This is a genomic window from Dermacoccus nishinomiyaensis (genome assembly GCF_900447535.1).
In the GTDB taxonomy this organism is placed as follows: Bacteria; Actinomycetota; Actinomycetes; order Actinomycetales; family Dermatophilaceae; genus Dermacoccus; species Dermacoccus nishinomiyaensis.
Genome location: NZ_UFXX01000002.1, coordinates 230343 through 253824 on the forward strand (window position 1 = coordinate 230343; position 23482 = coordinate 253824).

The 23482-nt window shown below is 70.7% G+C and carries 18 protein-coding genes; 7 read left to right on the plus strand and 11 right to left on the minus strand.

Annotation, left to right across the window (positions count from 1 at the left end; genetic code table 11):
• The first annotated feature begins 53 nt into the window (after window positions 1–53).
• Both DYE07_RS12915 and DYE07_RS12920 read left to right on the plus strand, forming a co-directional pair.
• Window positions 54–3581, plus strand: coding sequence for an FtsK/SpoIIIE domain-containing protein (locus tag DYE07_RS12915; protein WP_170957152.1), 3528 nt, complete (start codon window positions 54–56; stop codon window positions 3579–3581).
• A gap of 12 nt (window positions 3582–3593) precedes the next feature.
• Entirely contained in the window at window positions 3594–4454 is an 861-nt protein-coding gene (locus tag DYE07_RS12920) for a hypothetical protein (RefSeq protein WP_074040685.1), read from the plus strand.
• Here the strand turns inward: DYE07_RS12920 and DYE07_RS12925 are convergent.
• Entirely contained in the window at window positions 4418–4849 is a 432-nt protein-coding gene (locus DYE07_RS12925; RefSeq protein WP_006943863.1) for a hypothetical protein, read from the minus strand. The two genes, DYE07_RS12920 and DYE07_RS12925, sit on opposite strands and share 37 nt — an antisense overlap.
• 225 nt (window positions 4850–5074) lie before the next feature.
• Here DYE07_RS12925 and DYE07_RS12935 point away from each other — a divergent pair, with 225 nt between their 5' ends.
• The gene (locus DYE07_RS12935; RefSeq protein ID WP_006943843.1) at window positions 5075–5323 is read left to right on the plus strand and encodes a WhiB family transcriptional regulator; all 249 of its coding nucleotides are present in this window, start codon (window positions 5075–5077) and stop codon (window positions 5321–5323) included.
• 264 nt (window positions 5324–5587) lie between these two features.
• Here the strand turns inward: DYE07_RS12935 and DYE07_RS12940 are convergent, their stop codons facing one another.
• Both DYE07_RS12940 and DYE07_RS12945 read right to left on the minus strand, forming a co-directional pair.
• Window positions 5588–7267, minus strand: a complete 1680-nt coding sequence (locus DYE07_RS12940; protein WP_074045524.1) for a sensor histidine kinase — start codon at window positions 7265–7267, stop codon at window positions 5588–5590.
• Between the two features lie 5 nt (window positions 7268–7272).
• Window positions 7273–12183 carry an NAD-glutamate dehydrogenase gene (locus tag DYE07_RS12945; protein WP_115297227.1) on the minus strand — a complete coding sequence of 1637 codons (4911 nt, stop codon included), beginning with the start codon at window positions 12181–12183 and terminating at the stop codon, window positions 7273–7275.
• Between the two features lie 209 nt (window positions 12184–12392).
• Here DYE07_RS12945 and DYE07_RS12950 point away from each other — a divergent pair, with 209 nt between their 5' ends.
• On the plus strand, window positions 12393–12974 hold the full coding sequence (locus tag DYE07_RS12950) for a hypothetical protein (protein WP_062258533.1): 582 nt from the start codon (window positions 12393–12395) through the stop codon (window positions 12972–12974).
• Between the two features lie 27 nt (window positions 12975–13001).
• Here the strand turns inward: DYE07_RS12950 and DYE07_RS12955 are convergent, their stop codons facing one another.
• Genes DYE07_RS12955 through DYE07_RS12965 form a run of 3 tightly spaced genes read right to left on the minus strand, consistent with a single transcriptional unit; the run spans window position 13002 to window position 15410 of the window.
• The gene (locus DYE07_RS12955; protein ID WP_006945782.1) at window positions 13002–13409 is read right to left on the minus strand and encodes a DUF6912 family protein; all 408 of its coding nucleotides are present in this window, start codon (window positions 13407–13409) and stop codon (window positions 13002–13004) included.
• Window positions 13410–13446: 37 nt separating this feature from the next.
• Window positions 13447–14733, minus strand: a complete 1287-nt coding sequence (locus tag DYE07_RS12960) for a CpaE/TadZ family protein (protein WP_062258536.1) — start codon at window positions 14731–14733, stop codon at window positions 13447–13449.
• Window positions 14730–15410 carry an SAF domain-containing protein gene (locus DYE07_RS12965; protein ID WP_131941310.1) on the minus strand — a complete coding sequence of 227 codons (681 nt, stop codon included), beginning with the start codon at window positions 15408–15410 and terminating at the stop codon, window positions 14730–14732. Before DYE07_RS12965 ends, DYE07_RS12960 begins: the two co-directional genes overlap by 4 nt.
• 118 nt (window positions 15411–15528) lie before the next feature.
• Here DYE07_RS12965 and DYE07_RS12970 point away from each other — a divergent pair, with 118 nt between their 5' ends.
• Window positions 15529–15744: a helix-turn-helix domain-containing protein gene (locus tag DYE07_RS12970; RefSeq protein ID WP_006945776.1), complete on the plus strand. Its 216-nt coding sequence runs from the start codon at window positions 15529–15531 to the stop codon at window positions 15742–15744.
• Between the two features lie 81 nt (window positions 15745–15825).
• On the opposite strand, the gene DYE07_RS12975 is transcribed toward DYE07_RS12970, so the two are convergent.
• Complete coding sequence (locus tag DYE07_RS12975; protein WP_131941312.1) at window positions 15826–16389, minus strand: hypothetical protein; 564 nt, start codon at window positions 16387–16389, stop codon at window positions 15826–15828.
• Between the two features lie 200 nt (window positions 16390–16589).
• On the opposite strand from DYE07_RS12975, the gene DYE07_RS12980 reads away from it, so the two are divergent.
• Both DYE07_RS12980 and DYE07_RS12985 read left to right on the plus strand, forming a co-directional pair.
• Window positions 16590–17702 carry a LysM peptidoglycan-binding domain-containing protein gene (locus DYE07_RS12980; protein WP_172463022.1) on the plus strand — a complete coding sequence of 371 codons (1113 nt, stop codon included), beginning with the start codon at window positions 16590–16592 and terminating at the stop codon, window positions 17700–17702.
• A complete protein-coding gene (locus DYE07_RS12985) occupies window positions 17699–18250 on the plus strand; it encodes an Rv3235 family protein (protein WP_074040679.1) in 552 nt (183 codons plus the stop codon). The genes DYE07_RS12980 and DYE07_RS12985 overlap by 4 nt, the downstream gene beginning before the upstream one ends.
• Window positions 18251–18263: 13 nt before the next feature.
• Here the strand turns inward: DYE07_RS12985 and secA are convergent, their stop codons facing one another.
• From secA to DYE07_RS13005, 4 genes are all read right to left on the minus strand, one after another.
• Window positions 18264–20987 (minus strand): preprotein translocase subunit SecA, encoded by a 2724-nt coding sequence (gene secA, locus DYE07_RS12990; protein ID WP_074040678.1) that lies wholly within the window; start codon window positions 20985–20987, stop codon window positions 18264–18266.
• A gap of 97 nt (window positions 20988–21084) precedes the next feature.
• Complete coding sequence (locus DYE07_RS12995) at window positions 21085–21699, minus strand: helix-turn-helix transcriptional regulator (RefSeq protein WP_115297229.1); 615 nt, start codon at window positions 21697–21699, stop codon at window positions 21085–21087.
• 127 nt (window positions 21700–21826) lie between these two features.
• The gene (gene hpf / locus DYE07_RS13000) at window positions 21827–22468 is read right to left on the minus strand and encodes a ribosome hibernation-promoting factor, HPF/YfiA family (RefSeq protein ID WP_038568925.1); all 642 of its coding nucleotides are present in this window, start codon (window positions 22466–22468) and stop codon (window positions 21827–21829) included.
• A gap of 223 nt (window positions 22469–22691) precedes the next feature.
• Window positions 22692–23477: a ComF family protein gene (locus DYE07_RS13005; RefSeq protein ID WP_172463023.1), complete on the minus strand. Its 786-nt coding sequence runs from the start codon at window positions 23475–23477 to the stop codon at window positions 22692–22694.
• Window positions 23478–23482 lie beyond the last annotated feature (5 nt).

Genomic DNA, 23482 nt, shown 5'->3' on the forward strand with positions numbered 1-23482 from the left:
ACAGGTGCAGATCAGTTCCGACGGCGCGATGTCGCAGGCCGCAGGCTGGACAGGTGAGCACCAGCATCCGCCTGGCCGTCGTCACCGCTGACGGCTCCCCCAGCGACCCGATCGTCGTCGATGCCCCCGACGGCACACCCTTCGCCGCGATCCGCCCCGCACTCGACCTTCCCTACGCGCCGACGCACGCCGGTCGAGCGATCCGTGACGACGACGTCCTCGGCCGAGCACCGCTCGTCGACGGCGCGCTGCTCGAACCACCCCGCCGCCCGGACGAGGAAGAGCACGCGGCCATCCTGACGCTCGTCAGCGCGAGCGGCCCGCATCAGGGCTGTGCGCTCCCCCTCGCCGCCGGCCACGTCACCCTCGGACGCCACCATCACCTGCTCGGCGACGATTCCCTCGCTTCACGTCGACACGCCCTCGTCAGCGTCGCGCGCGGGCAGGTGACGATCACCGACCTCGGCAGCAGCAACGGCGTGACGAGCCGCGGGGCGCGCCTCCAACCGCACGTGGGCCACCCCTGGCGTGTGGGCGAATCAGTGCGTCTCGGCGCCAGCGTGCTGCGTCTCGACCTGGCGAATGCTGAGCCAGCACCTCCTGACCTTGCGGGGTCCGATCTCTCCGGCATCAAACCTGCGGAAACCGACCCCATGAGTGCCGCCCCTGCAAACGCCGGCTCAGCCCTGCGCGCCGGGACGTCGAACTGTCTGCCCGAACCGCGGACGTTCGAGTGGCCCGCGGCCCCGACACCCCCACGTCGGGTGCCGCTGCGCTGGATCGCGGTGCTCGCCCCGGTGCCCGTCGCACTGGTTCTCGCGATCGTCATGCACGCGGCCTACATGTTGTGCTTCATGCTCGTGGGCCCGCTGGTCATGGTGGCCACGCACCTCGACGACCGCCGTCGCGGACGTCGAGGTGGGCGCAGCGCAGCCCGCGACCATGCGCGCGAAGTGCAGGACGTCGGCCGGCGCGTCGCTGATGCGCTCGACGCGGAAGTCGTCACTCTCCTGCGCCTGGCGCCGAGCCCCGACCAATTGCTCGCCGTCGCCGCCGGCTCCCGCGACGGGCTCGGCCTGCGACGCGGGCCGAGCGCACGTCTGCTGCGTCTCGGGTACGGTGACGCGCCATCCGCACACCGCCTCGCCCGCAACGGCTCGGCACGCCCGCTCGGGCTCAACGAGGCACCCGTCACCCTCGTCGTGGCGCCGGGCGGCCTCGTCCATCTCGACGCCGATGCGGCTACGACACCGCAAGTCCTCGAACTCGTCGTCGCGCAACTCGCCGTCCTGCACGATCCGACTGACGCCCCGCCCGTCGTCGTCACCCGGCAAGCGGCGTCGCGACGCTGGGCCTGGGCGCTCGATTCGGCGCGTGTTCACGTCCACACGAGCGTGCCGGAGACCCTCCTCGCACGACTCGACGACGGGGTGCGTCGCCCCGGCAGTGACGACCTCCCCCTCGTCGTGCTCGAAGCCGGCAGCGCCGACGCTACGCGCCTCGCGCGACGCCTCGTCATCGCCGGCGCGGCCGTCGTCTGGGTGGGGGCTGCGCAGCCACCCAGCATCGAGACGGGCGTGACGACATTGGCCGCGACGGTCCGCGTCACGTGCGCCGCGGGACACCGCGCCGCCCGCCTGCCGGGCGGGCACACGTTCACCCTCGACAGCCCGGGTGAGACGTGGTTTCCCGCTGTCATGCGGCTGCACCGCCGCTGGGCTGCGGGCGCCACCGGTGGCAATAGCGCGCCGCTGCGCGCCTCGACGAGCGCTGCCCTGCTGCCGTCCGACGTGGCCGGCGCGTGGCGCACCCCGAGCACGAACGTGCCGATCGGCCACGATCACGACGGCATCATGACGCTCGACCTCGCCCGCACCGGGCCACACGCCCTCGTCGCGGGCACGACGGGATCGGGCAAGTCCGAGTTTCTGCTCACGTACCTGCGCGGGCTGTTCACGCTCAACTCCCCCGAGCACGTGAACGCGCTGCTCATCGACTACAAGGGAGGTGCGACGTTCGGCCCGCTCGCGCGGGCCCCGCACGTCGTCGGCGTCGTCACCGACCTCGACCATGGTCTCGCGACCCGTGCTCTGACGGCGTTGCGCGCCGAGATCGGGCGCCGCGAGCATCTGCTCGGGCGTCACGGGCTGACCTCCTACCGTGACTATCTCGCCGCCGCGCCTGCCCACCTAGCGTTGCCGCGGTTCTTCGTCGTCGTCGACGAATTCCGCGTGCTGGCAGACGAACTGCCCGATTTCGTCGCCGGTTTGGTGCGTCTGGCGGCCGTGGGACGGTCGCTCGGCATGCACGTCATCCTCGCGACGCAACGCCCCGGCGGCGCCGTCAGCGCCGACATGCGCGCCAACCTCGACGTCCGCGTCGCGCTGCGGGTGCGTGAACGCTCCGACAGCATCGACGTCATCGACTCGCCCCTGGCCTCCCGCATCTCCGCGCGCACCCCCGGGCGCGGGTACCTCGCGACGGCCGGTGAGGCTCCCGTCGAGTTCCAGAGCGCCTACAGCGGTGCGCCGCGCGAGCTCGGCACCACCGCGGCAGTGCACGTCCACCCCACGGTCGTGACTGCCTCGGGGCTGGACGAACTGCGCGACGGATGTGATGCCTGCCGCCCCGGACGGACGAGCGCCCGCAGCGACCTCGGGATGTTCGTCGACGAGGCCCTCGCCGCCGCACACCAGCTCCCACCGATCCACCGACCCGTGCTGCCGCCGCTGCCCGAGAATGTCGACGAACTTCTCGCCGAGACGAAGATCGTCGTCGGTCTCGACGCACTGACGGGTGAGCGACCGACGCCGGCGCCTCACTCGAACACGGCGGTGTGCGACAGGAGCGAATCCCTTTTCGGCGCATCGTCTTCGAGCGACGGGCATGATCGCGCGAAAGCAGCCGACGCGTTTGCGACGGACGACGGCCTGGCGCACGTCGTCGGCATCGCCGACCTGCCCGGTGCGCAGAGCCAACCCGCCGTCACCGTGCCGGCCGGGGTGCACGTCGGCCTCGCGGGAGCCCCTCGCAGCGGACGGACGAACGCCGCCGCGGCGCTCGCCCGGGCGGCGGTGTGCGGCACGGCCGCGGGCGCGACGACTCGCACAGCATCGACGTGGTGGGTCGGCCCCACCGACCCGATCGCGGCCGACGTCCACGTCGCATCCGACGACGCGGACGCCGTCATCCGCCTGCTCACGCACCTCGCCGAGGCGCACCCCGCGGGGCCGTCGAGCGTCGTCGTCATCGATGGATGGGAGGACCTGCACGCGACGCTGCTGCGTATCAACCACGGCCTGGCCGCCGAAGACCTGCTGAAACGCATCAGCGAAGGCCACCGTCACGGACACACGTTCATCGTCACGGGTGGTCGGCAGGTGCTCGCCTCGAAGCTCAGCGCGCTGCTCGACGTCAGGCTGGTGCTGCGCCAGAACGACGCGACGGAGTACTCACTCGCAGGACTGCGTCCCGCTCAGATCCCGGCGTCGATGCCGCCCGGGCGCGCGCTCGTCCTGCCCCACGGCCACCAGGTTCACCTGCGGCACGAACCTCAGCCGAACGGGCGGGCCACGATGTGACAGGCTTGAGGCATGTCAACCCGCGCCAAGATCGCCGTCGCCGGCCTCGTCGTCGCCGCCCTGCCCGTCGTCGTCGCGACGACCGGTTCGGCCGAGACGTCGCCGGCCTCCTCCCCCACCGCGGCGACGAGCACGTCCGCTGCGACGCCGTCGTCCGCGACCACGGGCGCGTCGCCCAGCGCCTCGTCGTCGGGATCTGCCTCCTCGTCGGCCGCCGCTGGGTCGACGCACGTCGACAAACCGCTGCAGCTACGCCTCGACGGCAAGACGGTCGACCCGTCCTCCGTGCCCGACGCGACGTCACTGTTCACCCGCGGCGAGCTCGCGCCGATCATCCCGCACCTCGACGGGGTGAGCGGCAGCGACGACACGCTCGAGTTGAACATCGCCGGTGAACCCTCTGACGACCGCAGCCACTTCGTCATCGCGCTGCCGCACACCGGTGAGTGGAAGGACGTCGAGGCCGCCTGGAAGCGTGACAAGGCCCTGCACGAGAAGCGCGCCCAGGCCAACCGCGGTCTCTACACGTTCTACGGCGAGGGCGCGCACGGCGTCAGCGATTCCTTCACCGACGGGACGACGACCTATGCGCTCGTGCGCACGGGGGAGGCTGCGGCGGTCGTTCGTTTCTCCGGCATCGGTTTCTCGACGCTGGCCGACTCGCACGCCGATTCGCGCCGCGCGTACACGACGAAGACCGTGCCCGCGCTCCTCGACCTGCTCGGCGCGAAGCTGCGAACCGGTGAGTCGACGAAGGATGCGGGTGCGTCGTCGAGCGCGACGAGTTCTGCGACGTCCCGCGGCTCGGCGAGTCCCCCGACGTCACCCGCCGGCTCTCAGAGCGCCGCGCCGTCCTCGACGTCCGCCTCGTAGCGCGGTAGCGGCAGCGCGACGACGAACGTCGCCACAGCAACGACGACGGTCGCGATGCCGAGCGCGGCGGCACCGCCGTCCATGAGGCTGAAGCCGATCGGCACGAGCATGGCGTTCCACAGCAGCGTCGGGGTCTTGACCAGTGACTTGGCACGCACCAGGCCGACGACGAGGGCCAGCACCGCTCCCCCGAGGACGACGAGCATGGCCGCCTCCGTGAGGGCGCGCGTCGTCGTGCTGGCCGATCCGGTGACGGCGCTCACGACCGACATGACGGCCATGACGAGGATGGCGGCCGCCGAGATCGCCGTGCCCGTAGCGGCGGCGAGCCAATGGGCGCGCGAGCCCTTCCAGGTGGGAGCGGGGATCGATGACGTCGAGCGGGTGGTGTCCACGCTTCCACTTTACGCCGCGACATTTACGAACATCGTGTGAGCAAAAGCTCACATAAGCACACAAAAAGTTCGGGCAAACCCCTTGTGCTCGCCCGCGCCAGGTGTGAACCTATAACGGAACACCTCCGCAGCGCGTCCCAGCGTCGCACTGTGGACACGCCGGCACCCCGGCAGCGTTCGAACCGACCCCGCCGGTTTCAGCGGAGACATCAAGGAGCAAGCCACATGGATTGGCGCAATCGCGCTGCGTGCCTGGACGAGGACCCGGAGCTTTTCTTCCCGATCGGCAACACCGGCCCTGCCCTGCAGCAGATCGAAGACGCCAAGGCTGTGTGCCGACGCTGCGAAGTGATCGACACCTGCCTGAAGTGGGCTCTCGAATCCGGTCAGGATGCAGGCGTCTGGGGCGGCCTCTCGGAAGACGAGCGTCGCGCTCTCAAGCGCCGCAACGCCCGCGCCCGCCGCGCCAGCTGACCTGAGCCCCGCGTCGACGACTGGCGGCACACCCTGGGTGTGACCGCCAGTTCTGTCATGTCCGGGCCCGGCTGCTGGTGCTGGGATCTGCGCGCCGGCGGGTGAACACGGCGATGAGCGACTGTGACCGATGATCGCACATGGGCACGAACATCGCCGATGGGGACGGGATTCGCGAAGGTAGACGAAAATCGCCGATGGGGACGGGATTCGCACACCGGGTAATGGTTGAGAATCGAGGACTTGGGGCGCGGCTGACGTAGGTCAGTTCGACGCAGGGACTGGACGCAGACGGGCGCTGAAGTGCGCGTCGGTGCCGCCGCCCTCGAGGCGATGCCAGGCGATCTCGCCGTGCAGATCCTCGACGAACGTCGTGACGATCTGCGTCCCGAGCCCGCTGCGCACGCGTGCTGACGCACCTGTCGGCGCGTCCGGGCCGGTACCGCCACGCTCGCCGCCGGGCGCACCTCCGCGCTCGTAGCCGCGGCCGTCGTCGATCACGTGGACGTCGAGCCGGTCGCCGTCGCGACGTGCCCGCACGGTGACGTTGCCGCCGGCGTCCCCGAGGCCGTGCTCGACGGCGTTCTGCACGAGCTCGCCGAGGACCATCGCGAGGGACGTCGCGTCCTCGCTCGAGAGCACACCGAAGGAGCCGTCGAGGTGGGAGGCCACCGAGGCGTCCGAGCGGCGGGCCACGTCGATGCTCGAGGCGAGGCCGCGGGCAGCGACGTCGTCGAAGTCGACCGTGCCACCGAAGCCCTCGCTGAGCGACTCGTGAACCGCGGCGATGACGCCGACACGGCGCCCCGCGTCGGCGAGGGCCTGACGGGCCTCCTCGTCGGGCAGCCGGCGCGCCTGCAGGCGCAGCACCGCGGCCACCGTCTGCAGGTTGTTCTTGACGCGGTGATGGATCTCGCGGATCGTCGCGTCCTTCGTCAGCAGTTCGCGGTCGCGACGGCGCAGCTCGGTGATGTCGCGCAGCAGCAGCGCCGCGCCGAGGCGGCGTCCGCCGGCCACGAGCGGCACGGCACGCACCATGACGGCGGCCGAGCCGCGCCGGAACTCCGCCTGCCAGGGGGCGCGGCCCGCGAGCACGACGGTGGCCTCCTCCGGCCCGTCGCTCGCCTTGACGCCGCGTTCGTCGAGCGCGGTGGCGAGAAGCAGGCCGGGGATGTTGCTCTCCACCCCGAGCCTGCGGAGCGCCGAGACCGCGTTGGGGCTCGCGTAGGTGACGCGACCGCTCGCGTCGAGCTCGACGACACCGTCGCCGACGCGCGGCGCACCTCCCCGACCGCCCATGACGCCGCCGCCGTCGGGAAAGGTGCCCTCGGCGATCATGCGGAACAGCGCCTCCGCGAGCGCCACGTAGCGCGTCTCCAGGCGGCCGCGGCGACGCACGTTGCCCAGGCGCATGTGGCACCCGAGAACCGCGATGACGCGTCCGCCGCGCCGCACGGGCACGAGGCGCCGTGAGACCGGCTCGCCTTCGACCACGATGTCCACGCGCGTCTCCGCACCCTGGAGGCGAGCGCGATCGAGGCCCACCTGCAGATCGTTCGAACGGGCGGCGTCCTCAACGCCGTCACTCACGTCGGAGGCGTCCGCGCGGGCTTCACCCTCACGCAGCCCCCGCTCGACAGAGGTGCCTGCGCGAGCAGCAACCTCAGCGACGCCACCACGATCGGCATCGTCCTGTGTCTGCGACGAGTCGAGTTCCTGCGGCCTGGCGCCGACGAGGTCGTCGGCGAACAGGCTGACGCCCGTCGTCGGGCGTACGTGCGCCGCGACCTGCCACCCGGCGTCGCCGCGCACCCACATCATGAGGTCGCCGAAGGCGAGGTCGGCGAGCAGCTGCCAGTCGCCGACGAGCAGGTGCAGCCACTCGTGGTCGGCCTCGTCGAGTGACGAGGCCGACCCGAGGACGTCCTGCATCGTCGCGTTCACCGCGCTCAGTCGCGCTCCCCTGCCGCAGCGCGCGTCAGTGAGCGCATCGTGCGCAGCGCCACCGACATCGGGGCCAGGCGGGCCGCCGAGTTCTGCACGCCCGTCACGGCGGCGCGGGCACGCTCGACGGCGAGCGAGTGGCGCTGCGCCCACTGCTGCCAGCGCTCCTGCGTCGTCTGCGATGCCTCCGACTCGGCGAGCACATCCCGTGTGAGGTCGGCGAGCACCGCGTACGCGTCGTCGCGCACGGCGCCGCGCGCCAGCGCGTCCCAGCGGTCGTCACGCGGCAGCTCGGCGATGGCGTCGAGCATGCGGCCGAGGCCGATCTGGGCGCCGCCGTAGTAGTACGCCGCGGCGACATCCTCGACGTCCTCACCGAGGTCACGCGCGAGCTCGACGATGTCGAGCAGGACGAAGTCGTCGAGCAGGGCCGCCGCACGTCGCGCGAGCGCCGTCGGGACGCCCTCGCCGACGAGCTGGTCGACCTCGGCCTCGAACTTCTCGCGCCCGACGCCGACGACGAGGTCGGGCACCTTCGGCGACAGCTGCTGCACGGGTCCGCGGTAGCGCTCGACGAGCGTCTCGATCGGCGTGTGCTCCACCTCGTGGTGGACGAACCAGCGCGTCGCCCGGTCGAGCAGGCGGCGCAGACGCAGCAGCAGCCTTGACTGCACCTGCGTGCTGATGACGTGGTCGAGCGCCTCCACGTCGTCGATGAAGCTCTGCGCGTCGAACACCTCACGCGCGACCACGAAGGCCTTGACGATCTCCTCGGCCCGGGCGCCCGTCTCCTCGACCGCGCGGTGGACGAAGGTGATGCCGCCGCGGTTGACGAGGCCGTTGACGAGCGAGTTCGTGATGATCTCGCGCCGCAGCGGGTGGTTCTCCATCGTCGTGGCGTACGGCTCGCGCAGCGCCTCGGGGAAGTAGCCGAGCAGCTCACGCACGAGCCACGGGTCGTCGACGAGCTCGCTCGCGCCGACCTCGTTCTTCAGCCGTAGCTTCGAGTACGCGAGCAGCACGCTGAACTCCGGCGACGTCAGCCCCTCGCCGGCCTCGAGGCGCCGATCGATCTCGGCCTCGTCGGGCAGGAACTCGAGCTCGCGGTCGAGGAAGCCGTCCGACTCGAGGTCGGCGATGAGCCGGCGGTGCACGTGCAGCATCTGCGGGCCCTGCACGCGAGCGTTGCCGAGCAGCGTGTTCTGGTCCGTGTTGTGACGCAGCACCTTCGAGCCGACCTCGTCCGTCATCGAGGCGAGCAGCTCGTTGCGCTCCTCGAGCGCGAGCGCACCGTCGCGCACGGCGTCGGCGAGCAGGATCTTGATGTTGACCTCGTGGTCGCTCGTGTCGACGCCGGCCGAGTTGTCGATGGCGTCGGTGTTGACGCTGACGCCGTGCTGTGCCGCCTCGATGCGCCCGCGCTGGCTGACGCCCAGGTTGCCGCCCTCACCGATGACGCGCACGCGCAGGTCGCGACCGTCGACGCGCACGGCGTCGTTGGCACGGTCGCCGATCTCGGCGTTCGTCTCGTCGGAGGCCTTGATGTACGTGCCGATGCCACCGTTCCAGAACAGGTCGACGGGGGCGAGCAGCACCGCGCGCATCAGATCGTTCGGCGTCATCGTCTCGACGCCGTCGTCGATGCCGAGCGCCTCGCGGATCTGCGGTGTCAGCTTGATCTGCTTGGCCGAGCGGGAGAAGACGCCGCCGCCCTCGGAGATGAGGTCGCGCGAGTAGTCCGACCACGACGAGCGCGGCAGCTCGAACAGGCGGCGCCGCTCGGCATACGACGCGGCAGCGTCCGGGTTGGGGTCGATGAAGATGTCACGGTGGTCGAAGGCGGCCACGAGTCGGATGTGCTCCGACAGCAGCATGCCGTTGCCGAACACGTCACCACTCATGTCGCCGACGCCGACGACGGTGAAGTCGTCGCTCTGCGTGTCGTGGCCCAGCTCGCGGAAGTGGCGCTTGACCGACTCCCACGCGCCGCGGGCGGTGATGCCCATCGCCTTGTGGTCGTAGCCGTTCGAACCGCCCGAGGCGAAGGCATCGTCGAGCCAGAAGCCCTCGCGACGAGCTACGGCGTTGGCCTTGTCGGAGAACGTCGCGGTGCCCTTGTCGGCGGCGACGACGAGGTAGGGGTCGTCGTCGTCGTGGCGCACGACGTCCTGCGGCGCGATGATCGTGTCGCCGTCACGGTTGTCGGTGACGCTGAGCAGACCGCCGATGAAGGCCTCGTAGGCCTCGACGCCCGCGGCGAGCCATGCCTCGCGATCCGCCGGGTCGGGTAGCTGCTTCGCGACGAAACCGCCCTTCGACCCGGTCGGCACGATGACGGCATTCTTGACCATCTGCGCCTTGACGAGGCCGAGGATCTCGGTGCGGAAGTCCTCGAAACGGTCGCTCCAGCGCAGCCCGCCGCGCGCGACGAGCCCGAAGCGCAGGTGCACACCCTCGACCTTCGGGCCGTAGACCCAGATCTCGAACATCGGCACGGGCGCGGGGATGCCGGGAACGTCGGCGCAGCGGATCTTGAACACGAGCTCCGCACACTCACCGGAGAGCAACTTCGGCGTGTACGCGTTCGTGCGCACGATCGCCATGATGACGCCCTCGAGTGTGCGCAGGATGCGGTCGTGGTCGAGGCTCGCGACATCCGCGAGACCGTCGGCGAAGCGCTGGCGGACGGCCTGCGTCTGCGCCTCTCGCTCGTCGGCGTCGAGGGAGGGGTCGAAGCGCGCCTCGAACAGGCGCACGAGCAGCGACGTCAGATCCGTGTTCGCGAGCAGCGCCGCGACGACGTACTCGTAGCTGAGCGAGAACCCGATCTGACGCATGTAGCGCGCGAGCGCCCGCAGATGGTTGATCTGACGCCACGACAACCCGGCCGCGAGGACGAGCTGGTTGAGCGCGTCGTTCTCGGCCTGCCCGCGCCAGGCGGCGAGCACCGTCTCCATGACGTTCGTGCGCCGACGCGCGCTCTCCTGCGGCGTGTTGCCCCACATCGCCGTGCGATCGGCGACAAGGCCGAAGTCGTAGACGTGGCAGGTGGAGCCGTCGGCGCGCGTCAGCGTGTACGGACGCTCGTCCGAGACCTGCACGCCGAGGTTCGTGAAGATCGGGAATACCTCGGTGAGCATGAGCGGCTCGTTGCGGAAGATCTTGAGGCGTCGCTCGCGCGAGTCGACCTTGTCGGTGCCGTACAGCGTGAGCGCCGCGTCGTCGTCACCGAGGCGTTCGAGCCGGCGCATGTCGGCGACGGCCTGACGGGGGGTGAAGTCGTCGGAGTAACCGGCCGGGAACCCGTCTGCGAAGGTCGAGACGAGCTGGCGGGCATCGACGTCCGCGAGCCCCTCCTCCGCGTGCGCGGCCTGCGTGACGCGCTCGCTCCACGTGCGCGTCACCTCGAGGACGGCGGCGCGGATGTCGTCCGCACTGACGTCCGGGATCGCCGTCCCACGCGGCAGGCGCACCGTGTAGTAGATGCGTGCGAGCGCCTCGGAGGTGACGCGGGCGGTGTAGTCGACCGTCTCCGAGCCGTACGCCTGGGCGAGGTGCTGTGCAATGGCCTCGCGCACGCGGGTGTTGTAGCGATCGCGCGGCAGGTAGACGAGGACGGCGACGAAGCGGCCGTAGTCGTCATTGCGCAGGAAGACGCCGACGTGACGGCGCGCCTGCAGGCGCACGACCTCCGTGGCGATCTCGTAGAGGCGCTCCGAGGAGGTCTGGAACAGCTCGTCGCGCGGGTAGCTCTCGAGCACGTGGAGCAGGTCGCGGCCCGAGTGCGAGTCGGGCGAGTAGCCCGCCCGGCGGATCACCTTGGCGACGCGCTCGGCGACGATCGGGATGCTCGACGGCGACGCCGCGTAGGTGCGGGCGGTGTGCAGGCCGAGGAAGCGACGCTCGCCGGTGACGTTGCCCGCCTCGTCGAATGTCTTCACGCCGACGTAGTCGAGGTAGGCGTCACGATGCACGCGCGAACGCGAGTTGGCCTTCGTCAGCGTGAGCAGCTGCGGCGAACGCGCCGCGGCGCGACTCTGCGGCGTCATCCGCTCGAACCCGCGCGGCGCGTCGGAGGCCGAGCGCAGGATGCCGAGGGCGCTGCCGTCGACGGGACGCAGCACGTCCTCGCCGTCGACGACGTCGAGGGCGTACTCGCGATAGCCGAGGAAGGTGAAGTTGTCCTCGGAGAGCCAGGTGAGGAAGCGGCGCACGTCGGCCGTCGCGAACTCCGGCACCGACACGGGCGGGTTGGCTCCGAGGTCGTCGACGATGGCGAGCGCCTGGTCGCGCATGCGCTGCCAGTCGTTCGCGGCGGCGCGCACGTCGTCGATGACGTCGCTGATCGTGCGCTCGATCTCGTCGGCGCCCGTGAAGTCGCCCAGCGGCGAGATGTGCAGGTAGACCCACGACTCCTCGCTCTCGCGCTGGCCCTCCGGCACCGTGTCGGTCTGGCCGGGCAGGCGCACCGCGCCGGGACGCTTACCGCTGCGGCGCGCGAAGCACAGCTGCCCCGAGGCGTCGCGCCGCACCGCCATCTGCGGGTGCAGCAGGTCGCCGATGCCGGCGCCACGCGAGGTGACGGCGGCGACGATCGAATCGACGACGAACGGCATGTCGTCCGTGACGACGCGGATGACGGCGCCCGCAGTGAGACGGTTGACGCCCCCGTGCTCGACGGCGTCGTCGATGAGGGAGGCGGGCAGATCCCCCTCGACCTCGACGATCGAGTGCGCACCGGCGCGGCGCTGCGCGGCCTGCATCTGGCCCTCGACCACCCAGGCCAGGTGGTCGAGCGACTTGCCGGCCAGCTCGGCCGGAGGGATGTCGCCCAACACCCCCTGGACGATCTCGAGCGCGACCCCGGTGCGGGCCTCGACGTCGGACAGAGCAGGCGTTGGAGCCTCGGCAGACATGACCTCTCCTGGCAGAGCGACGGGCGGTACGACGCTGTACCGCTGCCGTCGACTCTAACGCGCCCCGGCGACGTCGACGGCCTTCGGCGACGTCGACGGCCTTCGGTGTCGCAGACTTCACCGACGCGCCAGGACGCCTCGCGTCGTCGTCCACAAGCTGGGGGCTCGGGCTCGGCACGTTGTCGGTGCCGGCGCCTACGGTGGGGTTCATGGAATCACTCACCGCCGCACCCACGGACGTCGCCCCGCAGCTCACCCGGGCTGCGCTGCGACTGCTCGACGTCACGTTCGAGCCTGCGGCGGTGTGCAGCGGTGAACGCTTCGATCTCGTCGTCGAGGCGTTGAGCGATCAGTTGAGCGACACCGCGACGGCGCTGCTGGCCACCGCTCCCCTGCCACCGTTCCGCGCGCCCGAGCTGCCTCATATCGCCGGGGCGACGACGCGTCGCGCGGGGGTGACGTTGCGGCGCGCCGTCGAGGAGGGCACGCTGCCCGGCAGCGGCCGCTCCTTGACCACGAGCCGTGACGATCTGCTCGACGTCGAACGCTCGATCCGCGACCTCGTGAGCACGCACCCACAGCTCGCGTCCACGGCAGCGCTGCCCTGCGCGGACGCGGTGGGGCGCCTCGCGCGCGTCGTCTCCACCTACGCCCACGGCTACGCGCGGGTGGCTGCCGCGCTCGCACGGCCCGGCTGCTCTCGTGAGGCGGCCGCCGACGCGGCGGCCCGCACCGAACGAGCGCTCGTGCGCTGCCTCGATCGCTGCGGTGACACGCGGGCCCTGCGCTGAGCGCGGGCACGCTCCGCCGGGGGCCGCTCAGAGCAGTGCGCGTACCGCGTCGATCTCGCTCGCGTCGTACCAACTGAGTTCGAGGTCGGCGTCGTCGCTCACCTGCTCACCCTCGTCGCCGACGAGGAAGCACGCGACATCGCGCAGCGTCACGTCGCCGTCCACGACGACGCGGCCGGGGAGTGCGCCGCCACCGGTGGAGGCCGCGGGCCTCACTCGAGCGTCCGGCACGTCGACGACCACGACGACGACGCGGCGCCCGGCACAGCCTGCGGCTGCGAGTTGCGTCGCGATGTGCTCGTGCAGTTCCTCGTCGCCGTGCGGGGCGAGCGCGCGCACGTCGTCGGTGACGGCGAACGCCGCCTCCACCGTCAGAGCCGAGGTGGCGAGCGCCGCGACACCGTCAGCGGTCACGGGGCAGTACAGGCGAGTCATCGGAAAGCCTTTCGAGCGGTGGGGCGACGCCTCGAGCCTAGCGGCGCCGCCATGCGCGACGACGACGCGTCGCATGCGGTGCCACGTCGGCGCCCAGCTCGCTCGCGAGATCGCGCACGGCGGCGAGGTACGGTGCGCCATCAGCGCCCTCGAGCAGGGTTCCGCGCAGCACCGCGGCGTCCAGCGCATCGCGCACGTCGGGCAGCACCGCCACGGGTCGCACACCGAGGAAGCGTTCCAACGCGTCCGCGACGACCGACGAGGCGCTCCCGCCGACCGCTCGTTCGCGGGCCTTCGACACGACGACGCGGACGTCGTCGTGCAGGTCGATGATCGCCGGCGCGTGTTGCACGAACCGTTGCAGCGAGACAGGGTCGCAGCCGGCGAGCGCGACGACGTGGTCGGCGCGCGCGAACGCCTCACTCGAGACCCCGACCCGGGAGGGAGCGACGGTGTCGAACAGCAGGCTCTCGTCGGCCTCGACCTCGGCCGCCACGTCGATGACGACCCAGCGGTAGTGCTGGGCGGCGAGATCGAGGACGCGGCCGAGGTGAAATCGGGTCAGCTCGTGCCAGCGCCCGGAATGCCCTATGCCGGTGAGCACGTCGAAGCCGGGCGTGACGTGCGCGGCGATGGAACGTAACTGGTGCAGGTTGAGGGTGCCCGCATCGACGAGACGCGCGGCCGCGAGCACGCCGGGTGCCTCGTCGAGCAGCCCGAGATGCGCCGAGCAGGACGGCGCGACTGTGTCGGCGTCGACGAGCAGCGTCGGCCCGCTCTCGCTCAGGGCCTGCGCGAGATGGGTGGCGCACGTCGTGCGCCCCGGAGCGCCGGGCGGGCCCCACACGACGACGGTGGTGCTCGTCGGCGATGACGCGGCCGCTGCGCCGTCATCGGGCCCGTCGGTGGCCAGGCTCGTCTCGGCCTGTTCTGCGGCGGCCGAGAGCTCGTGCTCGGCGGGGCCGGTGTGCGCGAGGGTCTCGAAGGCCTGCTCCAGCTCGCCCGATCCGACGACGTGGGTCCGTCGCAGGGACCACGCCTCGCACTGGCGAGCGTCCAGAGCGGATGTGGCTGAGACGACACCGAGCACCGACGCACCCCGCACGGTCAGTTCCGCGACGACGCTGCCGTTCATGCCCGGGAAATCAGGGCTGATCGCGGCGACGGTGACGGCGCCCGACTCGGCGGCGCTGAGTAGTTCGGTGACATCGGCGCAGCGCCGCACGAGGGTCGCGTCCTCGACGGAGGCGAGCTCCTCGGCGAACCGCGCCTCGAGACGCGCCGAGATCGCGGTCGCGACGGTGCACACCGTCATCGTCGTCACGAGCGGGCCGCCGAGTCGAGCGGCACCAGCGTGATGCGCGCGCCCGAGTTGACGGCATCGATCATTGCCGGCAACGACTCGCGCGGGACGAGGATCTCGACGGGCGAGCCGTCGGCGACGGCGACGACACCGCCGCTGCGCGAACCGACGTGCGACACCAGGGCCCGCTCGACGCTCTGGTGCGGCTTGTCGAAGCCGGTCGAGCCGGCGCCCTCCTTCTTGTCCGAAACCCAGACCTCGACGTCCCCGCCGGAGCGGATGACGTCGGCCTGCCCGCGCTCGACGTTGACCGACAGGGCGCGAACCGTCACACCGGAGGCGTCCCCGACGGCGTTCTTCGGCACGAGCTCCCCGGCCCCGACGGCGCGCTGGACGACGCCGCCCGGCTGGGTCGCGCTCGACAGGTACTGCCCGCCGCGATCGTCGAGACGAACCCTCGTCGGCACGAGGTCGGACGAGGTGAGGCGCTGACCAGGCACGAGGGCGCTCTTCGCACTCCACACCTGCACCGAATCGTCGAACGAGCCGATGACACGCAACGTGCCGAGCACGCCGAGGGCGAGCAGCACGATGCCTACGACCCAGCGCACGTCCTTCATGCCGGTCGGCACGAACCGCCGCGCCGCCTGCGCCCCCGGCGAGACGTCCTTCAACCTGCGTACCCCACGCTCACCCACGATGTTCCTCCTCGTTCGTCCACAGCCGAGATCCATCGTCACGCGGGCGAGCGGGCCCGACGCCTAGAATGATCGTCAGGTTTTGGTAAGAATCTCCGCACCCGTCGAAAGGCACCCCATGGCGCAGCGCTTCGTCCAGATCGCCGACGTGGCGGAGACCCTCAACGTCTCGGCGCGGCAGGTCTACGGACTCGTCAAGTCGGGTGAGCTGCCGGCGATCAAGATCAACAACCAGTGGCGCGTCGAGGCAGCCGAGGTGGAGCGCTACATCGAACGCGCCTACGCCGCAACGCGATCCGCCGTCGCCGCCGGCGGAATGGGCGAGGACTTCTGAGGGCTCGACGTTCGTCCACGCGCGCCTGATCACCTGCTCGGGGGGCCGGCGTGAGGTGTGAACTCAGTCAGCGGCAGCGGCTCAGCGTCCGCTGGCGTTGACGTCGATCCACGCGAGATGGGCGAGCGGGAGCACGAGACTCGCCGCGCCGCGCGCCGGGGTGAGGACGACGTGATCGGCGCTCACCGCGTCGATCGTCCCGACGATCGTGTGCCCGCCGAGGCGATGCCAGGCGAGAGGGGCACGTGAACGCGCCATGGCACGCAGCACGCTGCTCCATCCGCGTCCGATCGACGAACCGTCGGCCGCGACGTGGGGGCGCCCCAGCCCGCTGACGCAGGCGATCGCACTGACGGGCACGAGACGGAGCCCGGCACGCACGAGGTCGTCGACACCGTGCACCGCATGCACGCCGTCACGATCGAGAGCGAGCCAGCCCTCCCCCACGTCGAGGAGGTGCCCGCGCAGAGTCTCGGTGCCGACGCTCAGTGCGACGACACTGCCGATCCCGGCACGCAGCCGGTCGACCAGCGTGACGCCGGCGTGCTCGACGCGCACGCTCTCAGCGACCTCTGCCCGCGCCTCGGCACGTTCCTGTGCCTCCTGGGCAGCCTCGAGGTCGGCCAGCAATCGCTCCATTCGCATGGCTCGACGCTAGAGCAGCGAGGAGCTCGGACGGGCGAAAAAAGTTTTTCATCTTCCACGCCCCCACTCGACACGATGTGTCGTTACATTGCATTCATCGACATCACACGTCACTGAACGTCATCGTTCGTCATGGATGTTGATCGGCGGCGACACGAGTCGCGCCGAGGCGCATGACGCGACGACGAAGGCGGAACGCGATGATCACGACGACCAGGGCGAGCACGTCGAACCCCTCGAACACACCTGTCACGCCGCAGCAGCTGAGGAGCGCCGGCATCCTGGCGGGCCTCAGCGCACCGCTGCTCGCGACAGCAGCCGTGGCCGTCGCCGTCACGACCCGACGGGCGCTGCCCGGGCCCGGCGCGACGAGCGAGGACGTCATCGGCGTCGCCGCGGGCGCCGTCCTCACGCTCGCGCTGGCCCGCCTGGCGTGGCTCAGTCTTCGCTCTGCCCTCGACCTGCGGTGCGAGGCACGGCTGCTCGTGGCGGGCGACCTCGAGTGTGGCCGATCGGCGCTCGTCCGAGTTCAGGTCTGCGATTCGCGCTCTGTCGTGGCGCGCTCTGCACCGGTAACGGCGGACGCGACGGGGTCGAGAACCCGCACGGCGAGTCTGTTCCTCGCCGTCGCGGCACTCATCACCGTCGGCGCGCAGTCGGCCGGGGCCGCCGAACCCGCGCCGCGCCCGTCGTTCTCCGTCTCGGCCGAGGTGATGCCGCCCGCCTCGGCCTCTGTCACCGACGCAGCGGCCCCTTCCGGGGCGGTCTCGCCAGCGGCCGCCACTCCCTCGGGCGCGGCACCTGCGTCTGGCACAACCAGCTCGCACTGGCCCGACCGCGAGGCCCCCGACGTCGACGCCCCGGACTTCGAAAACCCCGACCTCGACGCCCCTGACCTCGACTCCCCCGCGTTCGGTTCCCCAGCGTCCGTGTCGGCCCCGTCCGAGGCACGCACATCCGACTCGGCCACGTCCGACACGCCCCAGCCAGCGGTGCCGCGTCCCGGCTGGACGCCGAATCCGTTCAGTACCTCGAACGAGCTGTCCGCCATCGTGCTGGGCACGCCGCGCGGTTCAGGCACGGCCGCGGAACACAGGACGCACGTCGTCGTGCGCGGCGACACGCTGTGGAGCATCGCGGCGTCCTACCTCGCCCCGGGCGCACCGGCGGAAGACGTCGCGGCGTCCCTGCCGGGCTGGCTCGAGGCCAACCCGCTGCTGCGGCTCGATCCGGACACGATCGAGGTCGGCCAGCAGCTCACCCTTCCTGCGTCCTTCGTCTCGACCACCTCAGCGTTCGGAGCCCACCGATGACCACCCTCACCCTCGAACGAGCGAGTGTCGCACCCCCGCGCGCGGCCCACGAAATGCCGCGTGAACTCGATCTGCACGAGATCGGCGGGTTGCTCGACGGCTCGCTGCGCGTCGCCGACGTGCCGGCCATCAGCGCGCGCCTCGCGGTCGACGTCAGCCGCGAGCGCCTGCCGCACCGCGGCGAGCACGACGAGATCTTCGGCCCGCAGCACACGGCGACGTCCGCGTTGCCGGACGCACGGGTGTGGACGCAGCGCTTCGCCCTGGCGCTCGTCGAGGCTCTGGCGGGGCGTCGCTCACCGACGCAGCTCACGCCGCACACGAACACGGACGTGCTGGCGCGCATCCAGCGACGCCACCGCACGACACTGCGTCGCGGTGCCGCGCCCGGACCGACGGGCGTGCGGCGCGTTCAGGTGTGCCAGCCGTGCGACGGCGTCGTCGAAGCGGCCGTCGTCGCCCGCGTCAACGGCCGTGCGACGCCGATCGCCCTGCGCCTCAACGGGGTCGACGGGCGCTGGCAGGTCACCGTCCTCGAGCTGATCTGAGCGTGTCCGCGCCTCAGCGCTTGCGCTTCTTACCGCCCTTGCTCTTGCGGCTGCGCGCTGCGGAGCGACGCTGTTCGCGCGACATCTGCTCCTCGTCGTCCATGACGTGCCCGTCCTTGGCGACGACGTGATCCTCAGCGAGGCCCTCCTCGTTGGGCGCCGTGAAGTGCAGCTGCTCCTGCTTGGGTGCGGGCGTGGATGCCTCGACCTCGGCGGGGTCGACGTCGACGTGGAAGAACAGCTGCGTGGACTCCTCCTTGATCGACTCCGTCATCGCCTCGAACATCTGGAAGCCCTCGCGCTGGTACTCGACGAGCGGGTCGCGCTGAGCCATCTGCCGCAGGTGGATGCCCTCCTTGAGGTAGTCCATCTCGTACAGGTGCTCGCGCCACTGGCGGTCGAGGACGGTGAGCACCACGCGTCGTTCGACCTCGCGCGCAACGCTCGAACCGAGGAAGGCGACGCGGTCGTCGAACGCGTGCTGCGCATCGGAGCGCAGTTCCTCGCCGAGGATCTCCGGCGTGATGCCGGCGCGCCCGCCGAGCTCCGCCTCGAGCTCCTCGAGACCGATCGTGATCGGGTAGAGCTCCTCGAGGGCGCCCCAGAGTCGCTCGAGATCCCAGTGCTCGGAGAAACCGTCCGCGGTCGCCGTCGCGACGTACGTGTCGATCGTGTCGTTGATGAAGTGGCGCATCTGGCCGTCGATGTCACCCTCGAGCACACGCTTGCGTTCGGCGTAGATCGTCTCACGCTGACGGTTGAGCACGTCGTCGTACTTGAGGACGTTCTTGCGGATCTCGAAGTTCTGGCCCTCGACCTGGCCCTGGGCGGACTGGATCGAGCGGGAGACGATCTTGTTCTCGATCGGCTGGTCGTCGTCCATGCCGGAGCCCGACATGAACCGGTCGACGAGCGCCGCGTTGAACAGGCGCATGAGGTCGTCCTGCAGCGACAGGTAGAAACGCGACTCACCGGGGTCGCCCTGGCGACCGGAGCGTCCGCGGAGCTGGTTGTCGATGCGGCGCGACTCGTGACGCTCGGTGCCGAGGACGTACAGGCCGCCGAGTTCCTTCACCTCGTCGTGCTCGGCCTTGACCGCGGCCTCCGCCTTCGCGAGGGCCTCGTCCCAGCTCGCCTCGTACTCCTCGGGCGTCTCCTCCGGGTCGAGGCCCCGCTGCTTGAGCGCGGCGACGGCCATGAACTCGGGGTTGCCACCGAGCATGATGTCGGTGCCTCGACCGGCCATGTTGGTCGCCACGGTGACGCCGCCCTTGCGCCCGGCCTGCGCGACGATGGCGGCCTCACGCTCGTGGTGCTTCGCATTGAGCACCTCGTGCGCGACGCCCTTCTTGCGCAGCAGCTCCGACAGGCGCTCCGACTTCTCGACGCTCGTCGTACCGACGAGGACTGGCTGGCCCTTGCGGTGACGCTCGGCGATGTCGTCGGTGACGGCACGGAACTTCGCGTCCTCGGTGCGGTAGATGCGGTCGGGCTGGTCGACGCGCTGCGGCGGGTTGTTCGTCGGGATCGTGACGACGCCCAACTTGTAGATCTGGTACAGCTCGGCGGCCTCGGTCTGGGCCGTACCCGTCATGCCCGACAGCTTGTCGTACATGCGGAAGTAGTTCTGCAGCGTCACCGTCGCGAGCGTCTGGTTCTCGTTCTGGATCTCGACGCCTTCCTTGGCCTCGATCGCCTGGTGCACACCCTCGTTGTAGCGACGTCCGGCGAGCATGCGGCCGGTGTGCTCGTCGACGATGAGGATCTCGCCGTTCATCGCGACGTAGTCCTTGTCGCGCTTGAACAGTTCCTTCGCCTTGATGGCGTTGTTGAGGTAACCGATGAGCGGCGAGTTCTGCGCCTCGTAGAGGTTTTCGATGCCGAGCAGGTCCTCGACCTTCTCGATGCCCGGCTCGAGCAGGCCGACGGTCTTCTTCTTCTCGTCGATCTCGTAGTCGCCCGGCTTCGTGATCTTGCCGTCCTTGCCCTTCTCCGCGCGCGTCAGGTGCTCGACGATCGAGGCGAACTCGACGTACCACTTCGTCGCCGCGTCGGCAGGGCCGGAGATGATGAGCGGCGTGCGGGCCTCGTCGATGAGGATCGAGTCGACCTCGTCGACGATGGCGAAGTTGTGGCCGCGCTGCACGAGCTCGTCCGTCGACCAGGCCATGTTGTCGCGCAGGTAGTCGAAGCCGAACTCGTTGTTCGTGCCGTACGTGATGTCCTTGTTGTACTCGTCTCGGCGCTGCGCCGGCGTCATCGACGACAGGATGCAGCCCGTCTCGAGCCCGAGCGCGCGGTGCACGCGGCCCATGAGCTCGGACTGGTACTCGGCGAGGTAGTCGTTGACGGTGACGACGTGGACGCCCTTGCCTTCGATCGCGTTGAGGTAGCTCGGCAGTGTCGCGACGAGCGTCTTGCCCTCACCGGTGCGCATCTCGGCGACGTTGCCCATGTGCAGCGCGGCACCACCCATGATCTGCACGTCGAAGTGACGCTTGCCGATCGTGCGCTTGCTCGCCTCGCGCACGGCGGCGAACGCCTCGGGCAGGATCTGATCAAGGCTCTGCCCGTCCGCGAGTCGCTTGCGGAACCGGTCGGTCTCCTCCCGCAGTTCGGCGTCGGTGAGCTTTTCGAAATCCTCTTCGACGATGTTCACCTGAGCGGCGATCGCCTCGAGCTTCTTGAGCGTTCGTCCTTCGCCGGCGCGCAGAACACGTTCGACAACCTTGGGCACGCGAGCCTCCGTAAATCGTTGATCGATCACCTCGGGCGACGGGCCGTTCTCACGGGCCCTCACGCGAGGTGGCGCCCGACGCGCGGGCACAGTTCCCCTAAGAGTAATGGGTGAGCGGCGGCGCCGCCCCGTCAGAGTCCGCTGGGTCGGGTGCGTCTGCGGTTGCCTGTTCCCCCGGCGCCTGAAGCAGCAGCGCGCGCGCCTCGGCGCGCGAGGACACCCCGAGCGTGCGATAGATCCGGGCAAGGTGGTTGCGCACGGTGTTCTCCGACAGGAAGAGCGTCGCGGCGATGCTGCGGTTCGAGCGGCCACGAGCCACAAGGTCGAGCACCTCGCGTTCGCGCGCGGACAGGGCATACGTCGGGTGGGGCGCCCGGGCGAGGGCGCATGCCACCGCCCACACCTGAGCCGCTCGCTCGGGTGCCACGTACGGCTCGTCGGCACGCAACATCCGGGCGAGCGCCGCTTCGTCGAGTGGCGTGGGCACCTCGGCGAGCACACCGTGAACACCGCAGCGGATGGCGGTGGCGAGGATGTCGTCGTCCTCGGTGACGACGAGCAGGTGCTCGGGGGTGGCGTGTTCGAGCTGCGCGAGCAGCTCCGCGGCGCTGCGCGGCGCACACCACCGCCACGGCACCTGGCCGCCGGTGATGACGCCGGCATCAGGTCGGCGACCCCTGAGAAGGTCGCGCGGCGCGCCGGCGACGTTCATCGTTCGAGCCTGTTGGACGAGAGCGCTCGCGTGCACGAACCCGACCCCATGGAGGCGTCAGGGCGCGTTCGCCGGGCGGCGGGCGGTCCGTGACGCACCCGCAGCCCGGCGTCATCGGGCGCGCTGCTCAGGCTGTCTCCTCCAGCGTGTCCGGTGCTTCGTCGACGACGTCGAGGTGGATCACTCCATAGCTCCACCCACGGCGGCGGTAGACGAGGCTCGGACGACCGCTGCTCTTGTCCTGGTAGAGGTAGAAGTCGTGGCCGACGAGTTCCATCTCGCGCAGGGCCTCGTCGACGTCCATGGGCGCGCTCGCGTGCACCTTCTCGCGCAGCTGCACCGGGCAGTCCGGATCCTCACCGAGCTGGGCGGCCTCCGGCGCGTCGTCGCGCGTGTCGGGCATGATCTCGAGCACCGGCAGATCCGCCGTCGCCTCCGCGACGGACATCGTGCGGTGCTGGCCGCGCTGGATACGACGACGGTCGTGCTGGCGGCGCAATCGCTCACCGAGCTTTCCCATGACGAGGTCGAGGGCCGCGTACTCCTCGTCCGCCGACGCCTCCGCGCGCACGACGGACCGCTTCGAGCGGCACGTCACCTCGACGCGGTAGGCCTCCTTGGCGCGGCGCGGGTTCGGCTCGTGCGTGATGACGACGTCGCAGCGCATGACGCGCGGGTCGAGCTGCGGAACCTTGGCCAGCTTGTCCTCGACGTGTCGCGCGAGGCGGGCAGGAACCTCGACGTGTCGGCCGGTCACGGTGATCTCCATGGAAATCGACTCCTCGGATCGAGAGAAACTTCGGTGAGAAATCGGCCCCGTCAGCCCGGCTGCAGGCGTCGGGAGCCGCTTCGTGCGCGCCACCACCTCCTGCGGGGATGCTTGTTCGATGTCCTCCAACCTAACCCCCCATCGACGCCCGGGGAAGGGTTCGGGAACGGTCGATTCCGGCCGCCCCCGCTGCGGGCGCCGGCGGGGTGTGATCGTCCCGCGGTCAGCCTGCCGAGCGGGCGTTCGGCTCGTGCGGCGTCGCCGCGAGCGCCGCGACGGCGACGACCCGCACGCCCGCTCGTTCCAGCGTCGCGTGCGCCGCGGCGAGCGTCGCGCCGCTCGTCACGACGTCGTCGAACAGGACGACGCGCGCGCCGGCGCGCACGAGACGCTCCGCCGTCCGCGGCTCGATCCTGAAGGCCCCTTCGACGTTGCGGCGTCGCTCGGCGAGAGTCAGCCGCGCCTGATCCGCGACGCCCCGATCGCGGTGGCGCAGCAGTCTCCGTCCGCTGACGAGGCTGGTGCCCCGACACACGGCGTCGCACAGTTCGCCCAACGGAAAGCGTCCCCGCTCACGGTAGGCCGCGGCCCGGGACGGAATGGGCACGAGGACGAGTGGCCCGGCGCCGGCCGATGGCCGCGCGCCCAGCGCGGCATCTTCGAGTGTGGCGTCGGTGAGTGCGCGAGCGAGCGAGCGGCGCGCGAGGCGCACGAGGACGTCGAGGCCGTCGCTGCGTCCACGATCCTTGAACGCCGTGATGGCCTCGCGCAACGGCCCGTCGAACGCCGTAGCGACGGCGACGTCGAGTTCGGGGGCGTGATGGGCTCGCACCGTGAACGCTTCACGGCACAGACCGGCGTCGCACGTCGCGCACCAGCTCGGGCCCCATGCGCCGCAGCCGAGACAGTTCGACGGCCACGCCAGATCGACGACGTCACGCAGCGCGCCCCTCACCCACGCGACCGGCGGCGTGAGCCGGGCGCCGACGTCGCGAGACTGGCGGGGCACACCCG

Bases quoted from the DNA above. Each gene is read 5' to 3' on its own strand.
- DYE07_RS12945 (WP_115297227.1), bottom strand. From the start codon at position 12,183: ATGTCTGCCGAGGCTCCAACGCCTGCTCTGTCCGACGTCGAGGCCCGC.
- DYE07_RS12970 (WP_006945776.1), top strand. From the start codon at position 15,529: ATGGCGCAGCGCTTCGTCCAGATCGCCGACGTGGCGGAGACCCTCAAC.
- DYE07_RS12980 (WP_172463022.1), top strand. From the start codon at position 16,590: ATGATCACGACGACCAGGGCGAGCACGTCGAACCCCTCGAACACACCT.
- DYE07_RS12985 (WP_074040679.1), top strand. From the start codon at position 17,699: ATGACCACCCTCACCCTCGAACGAGCGAGTGTCGCACCCCCGCGCGCG.
- DYE07_RS12935 (WP_006943843.1), top strand. From the start codon at position 5,075: ATGGATTGGCGCAATCGCGCTGCGTGCCTGGACGAGGACCCGGAGCTT.
- DYE07_RS12975 (WP_131941312.1), bottom strand. From the start codon at position 16,389: ATGCGAATGGAGCGATTGCTGGCCGACCTCGAGGCTGCCCAGGAGGCA.
- DYE07_RS12955 (WP_006945782.1), bottom strand. From the start codon at position 13,409: ATGACTCGCCTGTACTGCCCCGTGACCGCTGACGGTGTCGCGGCGCTC.
- hpf (WP_038568925.1), bottom strand. From the start codon at position 22,468: ATGGAGATCACCGTGACCGGCCGACACGTCGAGGTTCCTGCCCGCCTC.
- DYE07_RS12995 (WP_115297229.1), bottom strand. From the start codon at position 21,699: ATGAACGTCGCCGGCGCGCCGCGCGACCTTCTCAGGGGTCGCCGACCT.
- DYE07_RS12920 (WP_074040685.1), top strand. From the start codon at position 3,594: ATGTCAACCCGCGCCAAGATCGCCGTCGCCGGCCTCGTCGTCGCCGCC.
- DYE07_RS12950 (WP_062258533.1), top strand. From the start codon at position 12,393: ATGGAATCACTCACCGCCGCACCCACGGACGTCGCCCCGCAGCTCACC.